At 63.1% G+C, this 14909-nt stretch carries 14 protein-coding genes; 8 read left to right on the forward strand and 6 right to left on the reverse strand.

What is annotated here, in order from left to right; translation table 11 throughout:
* The first annotated feature begins 264 nt into the window (after positions 1-264).
* Complete coding sequence (locus LCM4577_RS13080) at positions 265-426, forward strand: hypothetical protein (RefSeq protein ID WP_157900464.1); 162 nt, start codon at positions 265-267, stop codon at positions 424-426.
* Between the two features lie 93 nt (positions 427-519).
* On the opposite strand, the gene LCM4577_RS13085 is transcribed toward LCM4577_RS13080, so the two are convergent.
* Together LCM4577_RS13085 and LCM4577_RS13090 are read right to left on the reverse strand one after the other, a co-directional pair.
* The gene (locus LCM4577_RS13085) at positions 520-1140 is read right to left on the reverse strand and encodes a sugar transferase (protein ID WP_244508309.1); all 621 of its coding nucleotides are present in this window, start codon (positions 1138-1140) and stop codon (positions 520-522) included.
* Positions 1141-1584: 444 nt separating this feature from the next.
* Entirely contained in the window at positions 1585-1830 is a 246-nt protein-coding gene (locus LCM4577_RS13090; RefSeq protein ID WP_083354714.1) for a transcriptional regulator, read from the reverse strand.
* A 178-nt stretch (positions 1831-2008) separates the two neighbouring features.
* On the opposite strand from LCM4577_RS13090, the gene LCM4577_RS13095 reads away from it, so the two are divergent.
* The 3 genes from LCM4577_RS13095 (at position 2009) to LCM4577_RS13105 (ending at position 4973) form a co-directional block, all read left to right on the forward strand.
* Entirely contained in the window at positions 2009-2722 is a 714-nt protein-coding gene (locus LCM4577_RS13095) for a hypothetical protein (protein WP_071071565.1), read from the forward strand.
* 272 nt (positions 2723-2994) lie between these two features.
* Complete coding sequence (locus LCM4577_RS13100; RefSeq protein WP_071071567.1) at positions 2995-3270, forward strand: hypothetical protein; 276 nt, start codon at positions 2995-2997, stop codon at positions 3268-3270.
* Positions 3267-4973: a recombinase family protein gene (locus LCM4577_RS13105; protein ID WP_071071569.1), complete on the forward strand. Its 1707-nt coding sequence runs from the start codon at positions 3267-3269 to the stop codon at positions 4971-4973. Before LCM4577_RS13100 ends, LCM4577_RS13105 begins: the two co-directional genes overlap by 4 nt.
* A 64-nt stretch (positions 4974-5037) precedes the next feature.
* On the opposite strand, the gene LCM4577_RS13110 is transcribed toward LCM4577_RS13105, so the two are convergent.
* Positions 5038-5244 (reverse strand): hypothetical protein, encoded by a 207-nt coding sequence (locus LCM4577_RS13110; RefSeq protein ID WP_071071571.1) that lies wholly within the window; start codon positions 5242-5244, stop codon positions 5038-5040.
* A gap of 215 nt (positions 5245-5459) precedes the next feature.
* On the opposite strand from LCM4577_RS13110, the gene LCM4577_RS13115 reads away from it, so the two are divergent.
* Positions 5460-7841: a phosphoketolase gene (locus LCM4577_RS13115; RefSeq protein ID WP_071071573.1), complete on the forward strand. Its 2382-nt coding sequence runs from the start codon at positions 5460-5462 to the stop codon at positions 7839-7841.
* Between the two features lie 62 nt (positions 7842-7903).
* Entirely contained in the window at positions 7904-9079 is a 1176-nt protein-coding gene (locus tag LCM4577_RS13120; protein WP_071071575.1) for an acetate/propionate family kinase, read from the forward strand.
* 43 nt (positions 9080-9122) lie between these two features.
* Here LCM4577_RS13120 and LCM4577_RS13125 read toward each other — a convergent pair whose 3' ends face one another.
* The 3 genes from LCM4577_RS13125 to LCM4577_RS13135 form a co-directional block, all read right to left on the reverse strand.
* On the reverse strand, positions 9123-10478 hold the full coding sequence (locus tag LCM4577_RS13125) for a glutamine synthetase family protein (protein ID WP_041010372.1): 1356 nt from the start codon (positions 10476-10478) through the stop codon (positions 9123-9125).
* A gap of 320 nt (positions 10479-10798) precedes the next feature.
* Positions 10799-11497: a GntR family transcriptional regulator gene (locus LCM4577_RS13130; protein WP_071071577.1), complete on the reverse strand. Its 699-nt coding sequence runs from the start codon at positions 11495-11497 to the stop codon at positions 10799-10801.
* A gap of 128 nt (positions 11498-11625) precedes the next feature.
* Positions 11626-12438, reverse strand: a complete 813-nt coding sequence (locus tag LCM4577_RS13135) for a helix-turn-helix transcriptional regulator (RefSeq protein ID WP_052468900.1) — start codon at positions 12436-12438, stop codon at positions 11626-11628.
* Positions 12439-12520: 82 nt separating this feature from the next.
* Here LCM4577_RS13135 and LCM4577_RS13140 point away from each other — a divergent pair, with 82 nt between their 5' ends.
* Both LCM4577_RS13140 and LCM4577_RS13145 read left to right on the forward strand, forming a co-directional pair.
* Positions 12521-13693, forward strand: a complete 1173-nt coding sequence (locus tag LCM4577_RS13140) for an ABC transporter ATP-binding protein (RefSeq protein ID WP_244508310.1) — start codon at positions 12521-12523, stop codon at positions 13691-13693.
* On the forward strand, positions 13674-14837 hold the full coding sequence (locus LCM4577_RS13145) for a PotD/PotF family extracellular solute-binding protein (protein ID WP_040987448.1): 1164 nt from the start codon (positions 13674-13676) through the stop codon (positions 14835-14837). The genes LCM4577_RS13140 and LCM4577_RS13145 overlap by 20 nt, the downstream gene beginning before the upstream one ends.
* The last annotated feature ends 72 nt before the right edge of the window (positions 14838-14909 follow it).

Consider the following 14909-nt stretch of genomic DNA (forward strand, 5'->3'; position numbering starts at 1 on the left):
GAATATCCGTGCGGCCGGCGATCGAAGGAAGCGCAGGACAGCTTCCTGGCCGCCTTGAGGCCAGTGAAGTGCACGTTCGTCAGCTGGGATCGCTATACCCGATTATCGGCTGCCGGCGCGCCGACTTTGCCAGCTTGGCCGCCTCGATAGTCGACGATGGCCAAGCGCCCGATTGGCCGGCTACACCAATGGCGCCTATGCGTCCCAGTAGGCGAGAGCGAAAGCGGCCAAGCTCGGCCTATGGGTTGGCAAATCCGATGCGCCGTGGCACTGGCGCCTGGTGATGGCGCGGCGCCGAAGAGCCGACCGCTCGGCGTCATGAGCCGCATGCTGGTCGCGCAGAGCGGCTATTCGTGCGAGCCGCGGCGGACGTGTAAGCAGATCAGTGCCTGGGACGAAGCCCAATGGTATCTGCAGAACTGCTAGTGGGGCGGGAAGCTGGATCGGGACGGCGATGGATGGCGTGTGAGACACTGTGTCAGTCGTCCACGCCGCCGCCTGCGTCCGGCGCTGGCAGGTTCACGTCTTGCGCAGCGGCCTCGCCAAATTCCCCTGCCACAGGCCCCATGGTTTATGCAGGTGGAATGTACGCAGCAATATTTTGAGGTCCAAACCGATGGAGACCGCCTCTTTGACGTAGGCTGCATCAGTCTCGGCGCAGAGTTCTGGATCCGACATGTCGATCCCCTTGATCTGCGCGAGCCCGGTGATTCCCGGAAGGAAAGCGAGCACTCCCAGTTCTCTGCGGCGTTCGATCAGTTCGATCTGCGTCGGCAGGCATGGACGCGGTCCGACAAGGCTCATCTCGCCCTTGAGCACATTCCAGAGCTGCGGCAATTCGTCGATCTTGGTCGCCCGCAGCGCCTTGCCGATCGCGGTGACCGAACTGGCAGACGCCTCGTGGGTGGGCAATGACGGCGTTTCCCGATACATCGTGCGCAGTTTGTGGCAGGCAAAAAGAGTGCTATCCCGGCCGACGCGCATTTGCGAGAAGATAGAGGGGCCGGCAGACGTCGCCCGGATCGCCAGCATCGCGACAACTAGCACCGGCGCCGTTATCACTAGCATCGAAGAAGCGACTGCCAGATCGAGAACTCGCTTTGACATCATCGTATTGCCGCCGGCAATGCCTTGCACCATCGTCCTTGATCGTAGACGCAATTCTGCCTCCAGAGCTTTTATGCTGACGTCATTCGGCGGGAAGGGTAGCCACCCGTCCGCCATCCTTCCCTGTCCAACACGCTACCGCAAGAATGCAAGAGTTTTCTTTAGATATCGGGTGCCAGCTTCGATGCTGTCGGCGGCATAACGGTGCCAGCTGCGCATAAACCGGGTAGGCGAATTTGGGCGCATTGCTCCCGGCCGTGGACGACGTCTTTGCCCTTGGATATGCGACCAAAAAGAATGGTCCGATTCTGGCCGGTGTTCGCGCATTCAGCGGGGACGGCGAGCGTGTCGGCCGGGTCGGCCATGAAGAATGCAGTCGACGGGAGTTCGGACGGTCTTTGCGCCGACAAACTCGTCGAGCCTATCGGCAGTCTGCCCGGCTATAAGAGAGCCTGTGGGACGTTAGCAACCCCACAATCAAAAACGACGAGCGAGCCTCACGCCAGGGCCGCCGCCATTTTCAGAAATAAATTCAATGCCCGCCGCCTCCAGGGCACCGCGGATCGCGTTTCGATTAGCTAAGGTCGTTGGCGGAATGCCGTCCTCGGACTCGGCACGCCTCACAGTCGCCACGCCCACGCTTGCGGCTTTGGCGAGGTCCTTTGCGCTCCAACGGACTAACGCGCGAGCGGCTCGCATTTGGGCGCCGGTGATATCTTTCATATCATTTGATTGCAAAACGATCTCTGATTTGTTAAATGGTAGCGGTAGTCTAGCCGCTTCAGCCGCTTGCAACGACGTAAGTCCTCGCAGCTAACGGCTGTTGCGCGAATGTGGCCAGGCGACAAACGCTTGCACGGAACCCGGCCTAACCACAGCCAAGCTTCAGGGAGCTCGGATCATGGCTGATTCCGACAATAGCATGACTTTGCCTTCCGTCACCCGGCGGCGGCTGATGAGGCAGATTGTTGCGGTGGCTGGACTGTGGCCATTTGGCGCTCGGGCGCGAGAGGATATTTCGATCAAGGGACGTCAGGCCGATCCAGCTCTTCGGTTGTGTGATAGCTGGCACGAGGTTCATCGCTCGACCTTGGCGCTATGCCGGCAGCAGCAGCAGTTGGAGACATACCTCGTCAAAGCGATCGGCTTTCCTTGTGCTAAGGTGCAGCTTCCCGGTGGCGGGGAAAAGACGGTCCATTCTGTCGAAAGTCTCGATCAACTCTATTCTCCCGAAAACGAAATCGCATGGGGCAGAGCGTTTTCGGAGCTAGCCGCACATCAGGCGCGCTGGGACGCTGCAGATGCCGAGATCGGGTTTTCGAAAACTGACGGACTGATACAGCGATCGGAAGCGGCGGAACAGGCGCTTTTGGATGACCTGCCGCTGACTCCGGCATGCTCCGTTGAGGGTGTGGTGGCTAAGCTCTTAGTTATCCTGCGCTACGGTGAACATTGGGAGGATTCAGACGAATTCCCATGGCGTCATATCCGGTCGGTGCTCGATGACCTTGCCCGCTACCATCACATTGATCCCACAACCATCGTCGCTTCATGCGCGCAAGGAAGGCATCAGGAGTGCGAACGAAGCGCTGATGTATCGGGGATTTCGCCGTGACGGCGATCGCGTGGGTGTGCTCTGGCGGCCCAGTGCGGAGATGAGATTGGGAATCCCTCCGGTTGCAGATGTCTGCAAGTGGACCCCATTGGACGGCACGATGCTCCCGGCCCACCGTGCGTGCCATTGCCTCTCTTGGTACTTAGCTGGCGAGCTGAAACCGCACAGCGCAAGTCATTGCACGCCATGGCCCTACGACATGAACTTCGTGCTTCCCTTCGCCGTCGAGAGACATCTGATGGCGGGTCGATCCACCATTGGGAGCGACCACGATGGCAGAGGAAACCAGGGCCGGGCCACAGGCGTTCGTTCCGGCGAACGACAACGGCGACCTCGTGGGGCCCGAGGGTTGCCCTGAACACGTCGTGGCGGCCAAGCTGGATCGGGTGGTGCTGGATATCGCCCGACTGGTCGGCCGGCAGCTTGCGCGGGAGGCCTTCGAGGCGGGGCAGGCGGCCAACGACAATCGGCCGGCCCGCCGAAAGGGAGAGGGCAGGGGGTCGGATGGCGAATCCCTTCGAAACAAGAGAGAGGACCAGCCGCCATGACTCGTGTCGCACTCTATGCCCGCTATTCTTCCGATAGCCAGCGGGATGCCTCGATCGAGGACCAGTTGAGGCTGTGCCGCGAGCAGGCGGTGCGTGAGGGCTGGAGCGTGGCTGGAACCTATGAGGATGCGGCGATCTCCGGCGCCAGCACCGTGCTGCGCCCCGGCATCCAGCATCTGGTACGCGATGCCCAACGCGGCCGCTTCGAGGTGGTGCTGGCCGAGGCGCTCGATCGCATCAGTCGCGACCAGGCAGATGTCGCCACCCTCTTCAAGCATCTCAAATTCGCCGGCGTGACAATCGTCACCTTGGCCGAGGGCGAGATCAGCGAACTGCATGTCGGCCTCAAGGGCACGATGAATGCTCTCTTCCTCAAGGACCTTGCCCTCAAAACCCATCGCGGCCTGCGAGGCAGGGTGGAGAAAGGCAAGGCCGGTGGCGGGCTGTGCTACGGCTACCGGGTGGTGAAGAAACTCGATGCCGAGGGTGAGCCGTCTCGCGGCGACCGTGCGATCGTGCCGGAGGAAGCGACCATCGTGCGCCGCATCTTCCGCGAGTTCGCCGCTGGCAAGAGCCCGAAGGCAATCGCCGTCGACCTCAACAAGGAGGGCGTTCCTGGTCCGCTCGGCCGACACTGGGGCGATACCAGCGTGCGCGGGCATGTCATCCGGGGCACCGGCGTCATCAACAACGAGCTCTATACCGGCGTGCTGGTCTGGAACCGCCTGCACTTCGTCAAGGATCCCGCCACCGGCAAGCGCGTTTCCCGGGCCAATCCGTCAATCAAATGGATCCGCACCGAAGTGCCGCATCTCAGGATCGTCGAGGACGAACTGTGGCAAGCCGTGAAGGAGAGGCAGAAATCCATCGCCAGCCAGTTTGAGGCGGCGGCAATCGCCACGCGCAAGGCCCGGGCCAGGGTACTGCACACCATGAAGCGGCCGGTCTCGCTGCTCTCCGGCTTGCTCACCTGCGGCTGCTGCGGCGGGCGCTACGGCCTGTTCACGCGCGATCGCTATGCCTGCCTCAATCACCAGCGCCGCGGCATCTGCGACAACGGCCGTACCATCACCCGCGAGAAGATCGAACAGCGCGTCCTCGCAGGCCTGAAGGAAAGGCTGGTCTCGGCCGATGCCGTGGCTGAGGCAATCAGAGCCTATGCCCAGGAGACCAATCGCCTGAATCAGGAGCGTCGCGCGCAAGGCGAACAGGACCGCAAGGCGCTCGACAAGATCGAGCGCGCCATCGCCGGCATCATGGCCGCGATCGAGGATGGTCTGTATCAACCTTCGATGAAAGCAAGAATGGAAGACCTGGAGAGGCAGAAGGCGGAGATCACAGCGCGTCTGGCAGTGGTGCTCACTGACGTACCTGATCTGCATCCCAACATCGCCACTCTCTACCGCAAGCGGGTCGAGCAACTGACGCAAGCGCTCGCCGAACACGAGGACGGACGTCAGGCCGCCGAGGCACTGCGCTCGTTGATCGGAGAGATCGTCCTCACGCCAGGCGACAAGCGCGGCGAGGTCCATGCGGACCTGCGCGGCGAGTTGTTCGGCATCCTCGAACTCGCCAATCTCGACCAAACTCAAAACACTGACGATGTTATGACAAAAGGGGTATCGGGTCCCCGCAACCAACACAAAAAGAGCCCCCACCGCGCGGGCTCTTTTGTATCTTGCTGCAAGCGCCGGCGATTTTAACCTGCATCAGGCCCCCGCAAGGAGGCGAAGCCGACGCCGCAGGACAAAAACCAAATCTCTGTCCTCAAAACCAATCAAAATACTCCCGAGAGCCCAACTCCGGGAGCGTTTTTGTTTGTAGCCATTTGCCTTCAAGCACATAGCGGATGAACACGTCCGCCCATTTCAACGGCAACCGCCTGCGAATTTGATCCAGCACCACGCTTCGCGTCATGCCGGCATCCTGCCCAGGCTTTGCAGCGCCTTCGTTGCCCTGAAACGAAGACGACATCGACTTGCCTTGCGCGACGGTCTGCAGGCTCGACCGGGTTTGGGTTCAAGGCGGGTACCGCCTTGGCCGGCATTGCGATGGATCAAAGCCCGATCGTTCTTCGCCGGATAGATCGATGACGAACGGTCTTGACACCGAGCCGTCGTGAACCAGTGGCAGCATCCATGCGTTGTGCTTCAGCCGGCGTCGGCTTGGAACCAGCGAAGGAATGAGAAATGACCGAGCGTCCCAGCGCCAATCGCTTGTCCGCCCAGGACTTGCACGACATAGATGCCTACTGGCGTGCCGCCAACTATCTGACCATCGGGCAGATTTACCTGCTCGATAATCCGCTGCTTCGCGAGCCGCTTCGGCTGGAGCACGTCAAGCCGCGGCTGCTCGGCCATTGGGGAACCTCGCCGGGTCTCAGCTTCATCTATGCCCATCTCAACCGCGCTATCAAACAGCGCGACGCCAATGTCATCTATATCTGCGGTCCCGGTCATGGCGGACCCGCCATGGTGGCGAATACCTACCTCGAGGGCACCTACAGCGAGATCAATCCGGATGTCGCGTTGAACGAGGCCGGAATGAAGAAGCTCTTCCGGCAGTTCTCGTTTCCAGGCGGCATCCCAAGTCATGCGGCGCCCGATGTGCCCGGCTCGATCCATGAAGGCGGCGAGCTCGGCTACGCGCTTTCGCACGCCTATGGCGCGGCCTTCGACAACCCGGACCTTGTCGTCGCCTGCGTCGTCGGCGACGGCGAGGCGGAAACCGGGCCGCTCGCCACCTCCTGGCACTCCAACAAGTTCCTCAATCCTGCGCTTGACGGCGCGGTGCTGCCGATCCTCCACCTCAACGGCTACAAGATCGCCAATCCCACCATTCTTGCCCGCATCCCCGAGGAAGAGCTGCGCGCGCTGTTCGTCGGCTGTGGCTACGAGCCGCTGTTCGTCGAGGGCGACGATCCCGCCCTGATGCATGAGCGGATGGCGATCGTGCTCGACGATGCGCTCGACCGCATCAAGGCGATCCAGGATGCGGCCCGCAGGGGTCTGAAGACGGCGCGGTCTCGGCCGAAATGGCCGATGATCGTRCTGCGGAGCCCGAAGGGTTGGACCGGCCCTAAGGAGGTCGACGGGCTGAAGACCGAGGGCTTCTGGCGCGCCCATCAGGTACCCCTCTCCGGCCTCGCCGAGAATCCCGCGCATCTAAGGATGCTCGAGGAATGGATGAGAAGCTACCGGCCCGAGGAGCTTTTCGATACCAGTGGCGCGCCCATGGCCACGATCCGCGCCACCGCGCCAGAAGGTGACAGGCGCATGAGCGCCAACCCGCATGCCAATGGCGGCCTGCTGCGCCGGTCCCTGGAACTGCCCGCCCTTCATGAGCACGCCGTCTCGATCGAGCGGCCCGGTGGCGTCAAGGCGGAGTCCACCCGCGTGATGGGCGGTTTCCTGCGCGACGTTTTGACGTTGAACCAGGCCAGCAGGAACTTCCGCATCGTCGGGCCAGACGAGACGGCTTCGAACCGCTTGCAGGATGTCTTCGAGGTGACGGAACGCGCCTGGATGGAAGAGATCCTACCGGAGGACGTTCACCTAGCGCGGGAGGGCAGGGTTCTGGAAATCCTGTCCGAGCATACCTGTCAGGGTTGGCTGGAGGGTTACCTGCTCACCGGGCGCCATGGCTTCTTCTCCTGCTACGAGGCCTTCACGCACATCGTCGATTCCATGTTCAACCAGCATGCGAAATGGCTGGATGCCTGCCGCAAGCTTGCATGGCGGCGGCCGATCGCCTCCCTGAACTATCTGTTGTCCAGCCACGTCTGGCAGCAGGAGCACAATGGCTTCAGCCATCAGGATCCCGGTTTCATCGACGTGGCGTTGAACAAGAAGGCCGACGTGGTGCGCGTCTACCTGCCGGCGGACGCCAACAGCCTGCTTTGCGTGACGGATCATGTGCTCAAGACATGGAACCGCATCAACATCATCGTCGCCGGCAAAGCCAATTCCTGGCAGTGGCTGTCGATCGACGAGGCGAAAGTCCACTGCGATGCCGGCATCGGCATATGGGATTGGGCGTCGACCGACCGGGGCGACGAGCCGGACGTCGTGATGGCCTGCGCCGGCGACGTGCCGACGCTCGAGACGCTGGCCGCCGTCCAGATCCTGAAACGCCACATTCCCGAGCTCAAGATTCGCCTGGTGAACGTCGTCGACCTGATGACCCTGCAGCCGAAAGAACATCATCCGCACGGGCTTTCGGATCGCGAGTTCGACGCTTTGTTCACTAGGGACAGGCCCGTCATCTTCGCCTATCACGGCTACCCTTGGACCATCCATCGCCTGACCTATCGGCGGACCAACCACGACAACATCCATGTGCGCGGCTACAATGAGGAAGGGACGACGACGACGCCCTTCGATATGACCGTGCTCAACGGGCTCGACCGTTATCATCTGGTGCTTGGCGTGCTCGACCGCATCCCTGAGCCGGCCGGTGCTCACATCCAGCTGAAACAAGCCATGGAAGGCAAGCTGATCGATCACCACGCCTATATCCGCGAGCATGGGCAGGACATGCCCGAGATCCTCGGCTGGAAATGGGAGCAATAGCCGATGCCGAAGCGCCAGGCTGAGAGCTGCCGATCTCCAGAAGCGGCCGGGGCCGGTCGACCATGACGGATATAATTCTTGTCCTCAATGGCGGCTCGTCGAGTCTGAAGTTCGCCGCCTTTCAAGGGCGCGACGAGCTTCATCTTTTGGTGCGCGGCAGCGTCTCGTCGATCGGCGAGCGGCCCCGGCTTCACGTCGCGCCCACGGCAACGACGCCGCCGTTCGACAGGAGCCTCGGCGAGCAACCGATTTCCATCGACAAGGCGTTCGAAGCCGTTGCATCCCATCTGGCGGACCGTGGCCTGTTGCGGCGGGTGCGCAGGGTCGGGCACCGGATCGTGCACGGCGGCCGGGAATTTGCCCGCGCAACGCTGCTTGATCAGCGCACGCTCGACGCCTTGCGCGGGCTCGCGCCTCTCGCTCCGATTCATCAGGCGATCAACCTGAAACTGGTCGACCTTGCCAGCCGCCTTCTGCCCGATGCCATCCAGGTCGGCTGTTTCGATACAGCCTTTCACGCGGCGCAGCCCGAGCTCGCAAGACTCTACGGCCTGCCGCATGAGATGTCGGAGCAAGRCATCGTCTCCTACGGTTTCCACGGGCTCTCGTACAGCCATATCGCCAACGAGCTCCGCAACCGTTACGGCGCCGCCGCCGGTGGCAAAACGATCGTTGCGCACCTTGGCAGCGGGGCGAGCCTTTGCGCGATGAAAGCGGGCGCAAGCCAGGCCACCACCATGGGTTTCTCGACGCTTGACGGCCTGGTCATGAGCACGCGTTGCGGGGCGATTGATCCCGGCGTCCTCCTGCACCTCCTGCAAGAGCGGAAGCTGTCGCCGAACGAACTTGCCGATTTGCTCTACGAACGATCCGGTCTGCTCGGGGTATCCGGCATCTCCGGGAATATGCAGACGCTGCTTGCGTCGAAAGATGCGGCGGCCACGCGCGCTGTCGATCTCTTCGTCTATCGTGTCGGGCGTGAGATCGGATCGCTTGCCGCGGCGATAGGCGGGCTCGACACGCTCGTGTTCACCGCGGGCATTGGCGAGCATGCGCCTGTGATCCGACAGCGGATCTGCGAAGCCGTGGGATGGCTGGGCGTTGCGCTCGACAAGGAGCTGAACGCGAACAACCAAGAATTGGCCAGCACCGGGGATTCCCCTGTCGACGTGCTCGTCATTGCAGCGGACGAAGAGCGCGCAGTGGCTGCGGAGATGCTCAATTTCGAGGCCGGTTGATTACGACAGCCGCCTGGCCGAGCTGCATGCGCCGATCTGGCATCTAAACGCTCTCCAGATAGGTCTCGATCTCGAAGTCGCTGACGTTGAGGGCGAACGTGTTCAGCTCCTGGCGCTTGCAGGCGACGAAGGCGTCGCGCAGCACGTCCGGGAAGATCTCGGCGACGCGCGGGCCGGTTTCGAAGGCGGCGATCGCGGAGGCCCAGTCGGGCGGCAGCTTGGCGAGTGCCAGCCCCTGACCCTCGCCGCCGGTCGGCTCGCCAGGCGAGAGCTGGCGCTCGATGCCGATCAACGCCGCGCCGAGGATCGCCGCCAGCACCAGATAGGGATTGGCGTCGGCGCCGGAGACGCGATGCTCGATGCGCCGCGCGGCCGACGGACCGCCCGGAATGCGGATCGCCACCATGCGGTTTTCGTAACCCCAGGCGACGGCGGTCGGCGCATAGGATCTGGGCCGCAGCCGGCGGTAGGAATTGAAATGCGGCGCGAACACCAGCGTGCTTTGCGCCATCGCGGCAAGCAGGCCGCCGACCGCATGGCGCATGGTGTCGGAGCCCTGATCCGAGCCGTCGTCGAAGATATTGCGGCCTTGCCTGTCGAGGACGCTGAAATGGACGTGAAAACCATTGCCGGCGCGCTCGCCATAGGGCTTGGCCATGAAGCAGGCGGCGAAGCCATGCTTGCGCGCGATGCCCTTGACGGTGCGCTTGAAGAGCACGGCATCGTCCGCGGCGCGCAAGGCGTCGGGCACATGGTTGAGATTGATCTCGAACTGGCCGACGCCGTTCTCGGCAATGGCGGTGTCGACAGGAATATCCTGCATGCGGCAGGCTTCGTAGATATCGTGGATGAAGGCTTCGAAATCGTCGACCTCGTCGATCGAGAGCGCCGCGTCGGAATCGAGACGCCTGCCGGTCACCGGTGAAACCGGCCCGACAGGCCGCTGCGAGGTCGGGTCGACAAGGTAGAATTCGAGTTCGGTCGCGGTGACRGGCGTCAGGCCGAGCGCGGCGTAGCGGTCGAGGATGCGGGCAAGCGCGCGACGCGGATCGCCAAGGTAGGGAGCGCCGCTGTCATCCGCCAACCAGACCGGCAACAGCGCCGTCGGATGCGCCGTCCAGTTGACGGGCAGGATGCCGCGGCCCGTCCAGTGGCAAAGCCCGTCGGCGTCGCCGGTCGAGAACACCTGGGCGTTGCCTTCGATGTCCTCGCCCCAGATGTCGAGCCCGATGGCGGAGTAGGGCATACGCAGCTTGCCTTCGAGCGCCTTGCGCGCCTGCTCGACCGGAATGCGCTTGCCGCGCATGATGCCGTTCAGGTCGCACACCGCAGCCCTGAGGCTCTGGATGTCCTTCCTGCTGTCCAGCCACTTCAAAACGTCCGCAATCGCATCGCTCAATTTCCAGCCCCTTTTCTGGGTGCTGTAGCCCTGCCGGCTACGATATCCAATTTTCAGCTTGTGAGTTCGTGAAGGTCAGCGCGGCTGATGCCGAGCKGGTTTCCTTCATTTTTTCAATTCACTAGCCGGGATATCGGGAGGCATTTTGGGTCCGTTTTGTGCGATCTGCGATCGCAACATAGCTGGCGAGTGGAGGAAAGCCAAGCCGGGAGTTGGGAATTGGCCGCAACGCCCGTTCCGTCGTCATCCTATGGTCTGCGCCGCGTCGCTTCGCTCCGCCCGTGGATGACTCACGGAGGCTGCGGCCAATCTCGAAGGCTTTAATGCCGCTGTTTCGGGAACTTGATCTGCTCCAGGATGTGCGTCGCGCCTTCGGCGATATCGCGCACGATCGCGGCCCGCGCCCTTTCGCCGTCGCCGGCCGCGATCGCCGCCACGACTTCCTCGTGATAGTCGATGCCGAGAATGCCGGCGAGGTCGTCCTCGAAGCCGATGCGCAGATTGCGCAGGAAAGGTCCGACCTGCATCCACACCGTCTCGATCAGGAAGATCATCTGCTCGTTGCCGCAATGGCGGTAGACCCCGAACTTGAAGTCGTGGTTCTTGCGCAGATAGGCGTCGATGTCGCCGCTGCGGGCGGCCTGGGTGAGCTCGGCGCAGAGACGGCGGATCGCGCGCAGGTTGTTGCCGTTGATGCGCTTTGTCGCGAGCTCGGCGGCCGTGCCTTCCAGGACCGTGCGCACGGCGGTCAGCTGCTGGAAGCGGTCGGCCGAAAGCAGCGGCACCTCGACGCTGCCGTTCGGCATCGGGCTCAGCGCCCGCAGCGCCTGCAGCCGCATGAAGGCGCTGCGCACCGGCATGTCGCTGGTGCCGAGCTCCTTGGCGAGCTTGCGCGAGGTCAGCTTCTGGCCAGGCTGGAGCTGGCCCGACATCAGCGCCCGCACGAGCTCCAGATAGACTTTTTCATGCAGGGGCACTGTATCGAGGGCGGTCAGTCCGAATCGTGTTTTGTCGGCCATTGGCTCTGCGCTGCCTGATCCGTCCTGAAATCTGTTTCGTCACTCGATCCGAGGCCGGGATACCTGGCCGGCCGTTTCGGCCGCACGATAGACGTTCATCGCGAGCTGCCGCAAGGCGGCCGAGGTTGCTATCCGATCCGCGCGTCGATGATTTCGACGAAGCGCGCGAAGAGGCCCGCCTGCGACTTTATCTTCAGCTTGCGGTAGATGTTGCGGCGGTGGACCTTCACCGTCCCCGGCACGATGCGCAGCGCCCTGGCGATCGATTCCGTGGAGTGGCCCTGGAGCACCAGGTCGACGACCTGCTTTTCGCGTAAGGTCAGAGACAGGCTTTTCCAGATATGGGCGCGGTCRAGCTCGTTGGTCATCGCCGCCGTTTCGCCGGAGGGCTGGACCGCAACCTCTTCGGCGGGCAAAGCGGGCCAGCGGCGCCTGCAGAAGCCGATCACCGCCGGCGCCATGTCGCGCAGCAGCCTGGCATCCGCCGTTCCGAATGGTCCGGTGGCGCGCAGCCGCATCAGCGACAGCACCAGCGCATCCTTGCCGGCCAGCGGCACGAAGAAGCCGACCTCCTCGGCAAGCCGGGTCTGGCTGTAATAGGAGCGGTAGTACTCGCTGGCATAGAAGCGGTCCGGGGCCAACTCGCGCATGCGCCAGAAACCTTCCTTGCGCTCGACCGCGGCGTGATGGAACGGGTCTAGCAGATAGGGCCCGTCCTGATAGAGCGCGACGAAGATGTGGCTCTCCGCCGGCGAGAAGGTCTCGAACAGGAGCGGCGGCCGCGCGGCACCGCGATAGCCGAAGATCACGCAATGGTCGAAGCGGACATGGCCGCGCAGCCAGCCAACGATCGCCTTGCCGAAATTGTCGCCGCCCGTCTCGCGCGCGGCGGCTATCACCGCAGCCAAGGCATTGTAGTCGTCACTGCGGGAGGCGACCAATCCATACCCCTCTAAACGATAAAATCGGCTGAATATACCACCTGCGAGGTATATACTAGGTGCCATTGGCTCTGCTAGCGTCATGACATTGCCTCACGCTGTCGCTGGAGCCCGTGGCTTGACTGCAGTGCCCGATATCGAATTTCGCGCGGTCACCAAGCGCTATGGCGCGGTCACCGCGGTGAGCGGCATCGACCTTGCCATCCCGCCTTCCGCCTTCGTCGCGCTGCTCGGCCCTTCCGGTTGCGGCAAGACGACGTGCCTGCGCATGATCGGTGGCTTCGAGCAGCCGAGCGAGGGTCAGGTGCTGATCCGCGGCCGCGACATGGCCGGAACGCCGCCCTACCGGCGCCCGGTCAATATGGTGTTCCAGCAATATGCGCTGTTCCCGCATCTCGATGTCGAAGAGAACATCTCCTACGGGCTGCGCCAGGCGCGGCCCAGGCTGTCGTCGCGCGAGATCAGCCAGAGGGCAGGCGAGGCGCTTTCCATGGTGCAGCTCGCCGGCTACGGGCGGCGCAAGATCCACGAGCTCTCCGGCGGCCAGCAGCAGCGCGTCGCGCTCGCCCGCGCGCTGGTCAACAAGCCGGCGGTGCTTTTGCTCGACGAGCCGCTGGCCGCGCTCGACAAGAAACTGCGCACGGACATGCAGATCGAGCTGCAGAACCTGCAGCGCGAGATCGGCATCACCTTCGTGCTGGTCACTCACGACCAGGAGGAGGCGCTGTCGATGAGCGACTTCGTCTGCGTCATGAATGGCGGCCGCGTCGTCCAGCTCGGGCAGCCGAGCGAGATCTATGACGAGCCGGCCGATCTGTTCGTCGCCGATTTTGTCGGCAAAACCAATCTCTTGAGCGGCAAGGTGGCGGGTCTTTCGGGCGACCTCGTCGATGTCGCGCTTGCCGACGGCACGGTGATTGCGGCGCGCAAGCGGGTGCCGCTCTCCCGGGGCGAGGCGGTATCGGTCAGCCTGCGGCCGGAATCGCTCAGCCTGTCGGCGCCTGGAGGCGGCAGCCTGAAAGGCATCGTCCGCAACCGCATCTTCCTGGGCTCGACGGCGGAATACGCGATCGAGGTCCAGGGCATCGGATCATTGCTTGCCAAGGCCGACCACGTGATCGGCCAGGGCAATCTCTTCAAGCCGGGCGAACCCGTCGCCATCGGCTTTGCCGCCGGAGCGCCGCTGGCGTTTCCGCATGCCAACAATAACGGGACCAACCAGAGGGAAGACCAAAATGCCGAAATCCTATCGTGACGGACTGCCGATAACCCCGGATAAATTCGTCGACCAGTTGATGCGCCTGAAGCGCGGCTCGATCAGCCGGCGCGACTTCCTTGGCCTCACCGGCCTCGGCGTCGCGACCGCGGTGATGGCGCGCGAGCTCGGCATCATGCCGACGCCGGCCTTCGCCGCCGAAAATCTCGGCGACCGCATGTCGATCGCCACCTGGCCGAACTACCACGACCCGCAGACCTTCGAGAACTTCAAGGCCGACACAGGCGTCGCCGTCGAGGTCAATGTCTTCGGATCGAACGAGGAGATGCTGGCCAAGCTGCAGGCCGGCGGATCGGGCTGGAGCCTGTTCGTGCCAACCAACTACACGATTTCGACCTACAAGAAGCTCGGCATCATCGAGGCGCTGGACATGGCCAAGCTCGGCAATTTCGACGGCAAGTCGGAAGATGCGCGCTTCACCGCTGAAGGCACGATCGACGGCACGATCTATGCCGTGCCGAAGAACTGGGGCACGACTGGCTTCGCCGTCAACACCAAGAAGCTCAGCAAGCCGATGTCAAGCTGGAAGGAATTCTGGGATACCGCGATGGCCGAGGGCGACGGCCGAACCATGGTGCATGACTATCAGCTGACCACGATCGGCAATGCGCTGAAATATTACGGCTACTCGTTCAACTCGCTGAAGCAGGACGAGCTCGCCAAGGCCGAGGAGCTGCTGCTCAAGGTCAAGCCGCATCTGTTCGCGGTGTCGAGCGACTACCAGCCGGGAATGCGCGCCGGCGATGCCTGGATGACGATGTGCTGGACCAATGACGGCGCGCAGCTTCATCGCGACATCCCCGAGATCGCCTATGTGCTCGGCAAGGAAGGCGGCGAGATCTGGACCGACTTCTACGCCATCCCGAAGGACGCGCCGAACAAGCCGGCCGGCTATGCGCTGCTCAACTACCTGATGAACCCGAAGGTCGCGGTGAAGGAGCATCTGGCCAATGGCGCGCCCTCGACCGATGCGCGGGTCAACGCGCTGCTGCCCAAGGAAGTGCTGGACAACCCGATCCTCTATCCGGCGGCCGACCTGCTGAAGCCGCTGGAGTTCGGCGCCGCCGCGACGCTGACCGATCCGGGCCGCGCCGAGCTGATGGCGCGCTTCAAGTCGGCTTGAGCGAGACCGGTCACAAACCCGATCCAGACAATGCGACCGGCGGGCAAATGCCCGCCGGCTCCCAACCGGCTT

It is taken from the genome of Mesorhizobium sp. LCM 4577 (assembly GCF_001854795.2).
Taxonomy (GTDB): domain Bacteria; phylum Pseudomonadota; class Alphaproteobacteria; order Rhizobiales; family Rhizobiaceae; genus Mesorhizobium; species Mesorhizobium plurifarium.

Coding starts and splice junctions, on each gene's coding strand:
- LCM4577_RS13145 (WP_040987448.1), top strand. CDS start 13,674: ATGCCGAAATCCTATCGTGACGGACTGCCGATAACCCCGGATAAATTC.
- LCM4577_RS13130 (WP_071071577.1), bottom strand. CDS start 11,497: ATGGCCGACAAAACACGATTCGGACTGACCGCCCTCGATACAGTGCCC.
- LCM4577_RS13095 (WP_071071565.1), top strand. CDS start 2,009: ATGGCTGATTCCGACAATAGCATGACTTTGCCTTCCGTCACCCGGCGG.
- LCM4577_RS13105 (WP_071071569.1), top strand. CDS start 3,267: ATGACTCGTGTCGCACTCTATGCCCGCTATTCTTCCGATAGCCAGCGG.
- LCM4577_RS13090 (WP_083354714.1), bottom strand. CDS start 1,830: ATGAAAGATATCACCGGCGCCCAAATGCGAGCCGCTCGCGCGTTAGTC.
- LCM4577_RS13100 (WP_071071567.1), top strand. CDS start 2,995: ATGGCAGAGGAAACCAGGGCCGGGCCACAGGCGTTCGTTCCGGCGAAC.
- LCM4577_RS13110 (WP_071071571.1), bottom strand. CDS start 5,244: ATGTCGTCTTCGTTTCAGGGCAACGAAGGCGCTGCAAAGCCTGGGCAG.
- LCM4577_RS13140 (WP_244508310.1), top strand. CDS start 12,521: ATGACATTGCCTCACGCTGTCGCTGGAGCCCGTGGCTTGACTGCAGTG.
- LCM4577_RS13085 (WP_244508309.1), bottom strand. CDS start 1,140: ATGGTGCAAGGCATTGCCGGCGGCAATACGATGATGTCAAAGCGAGTT.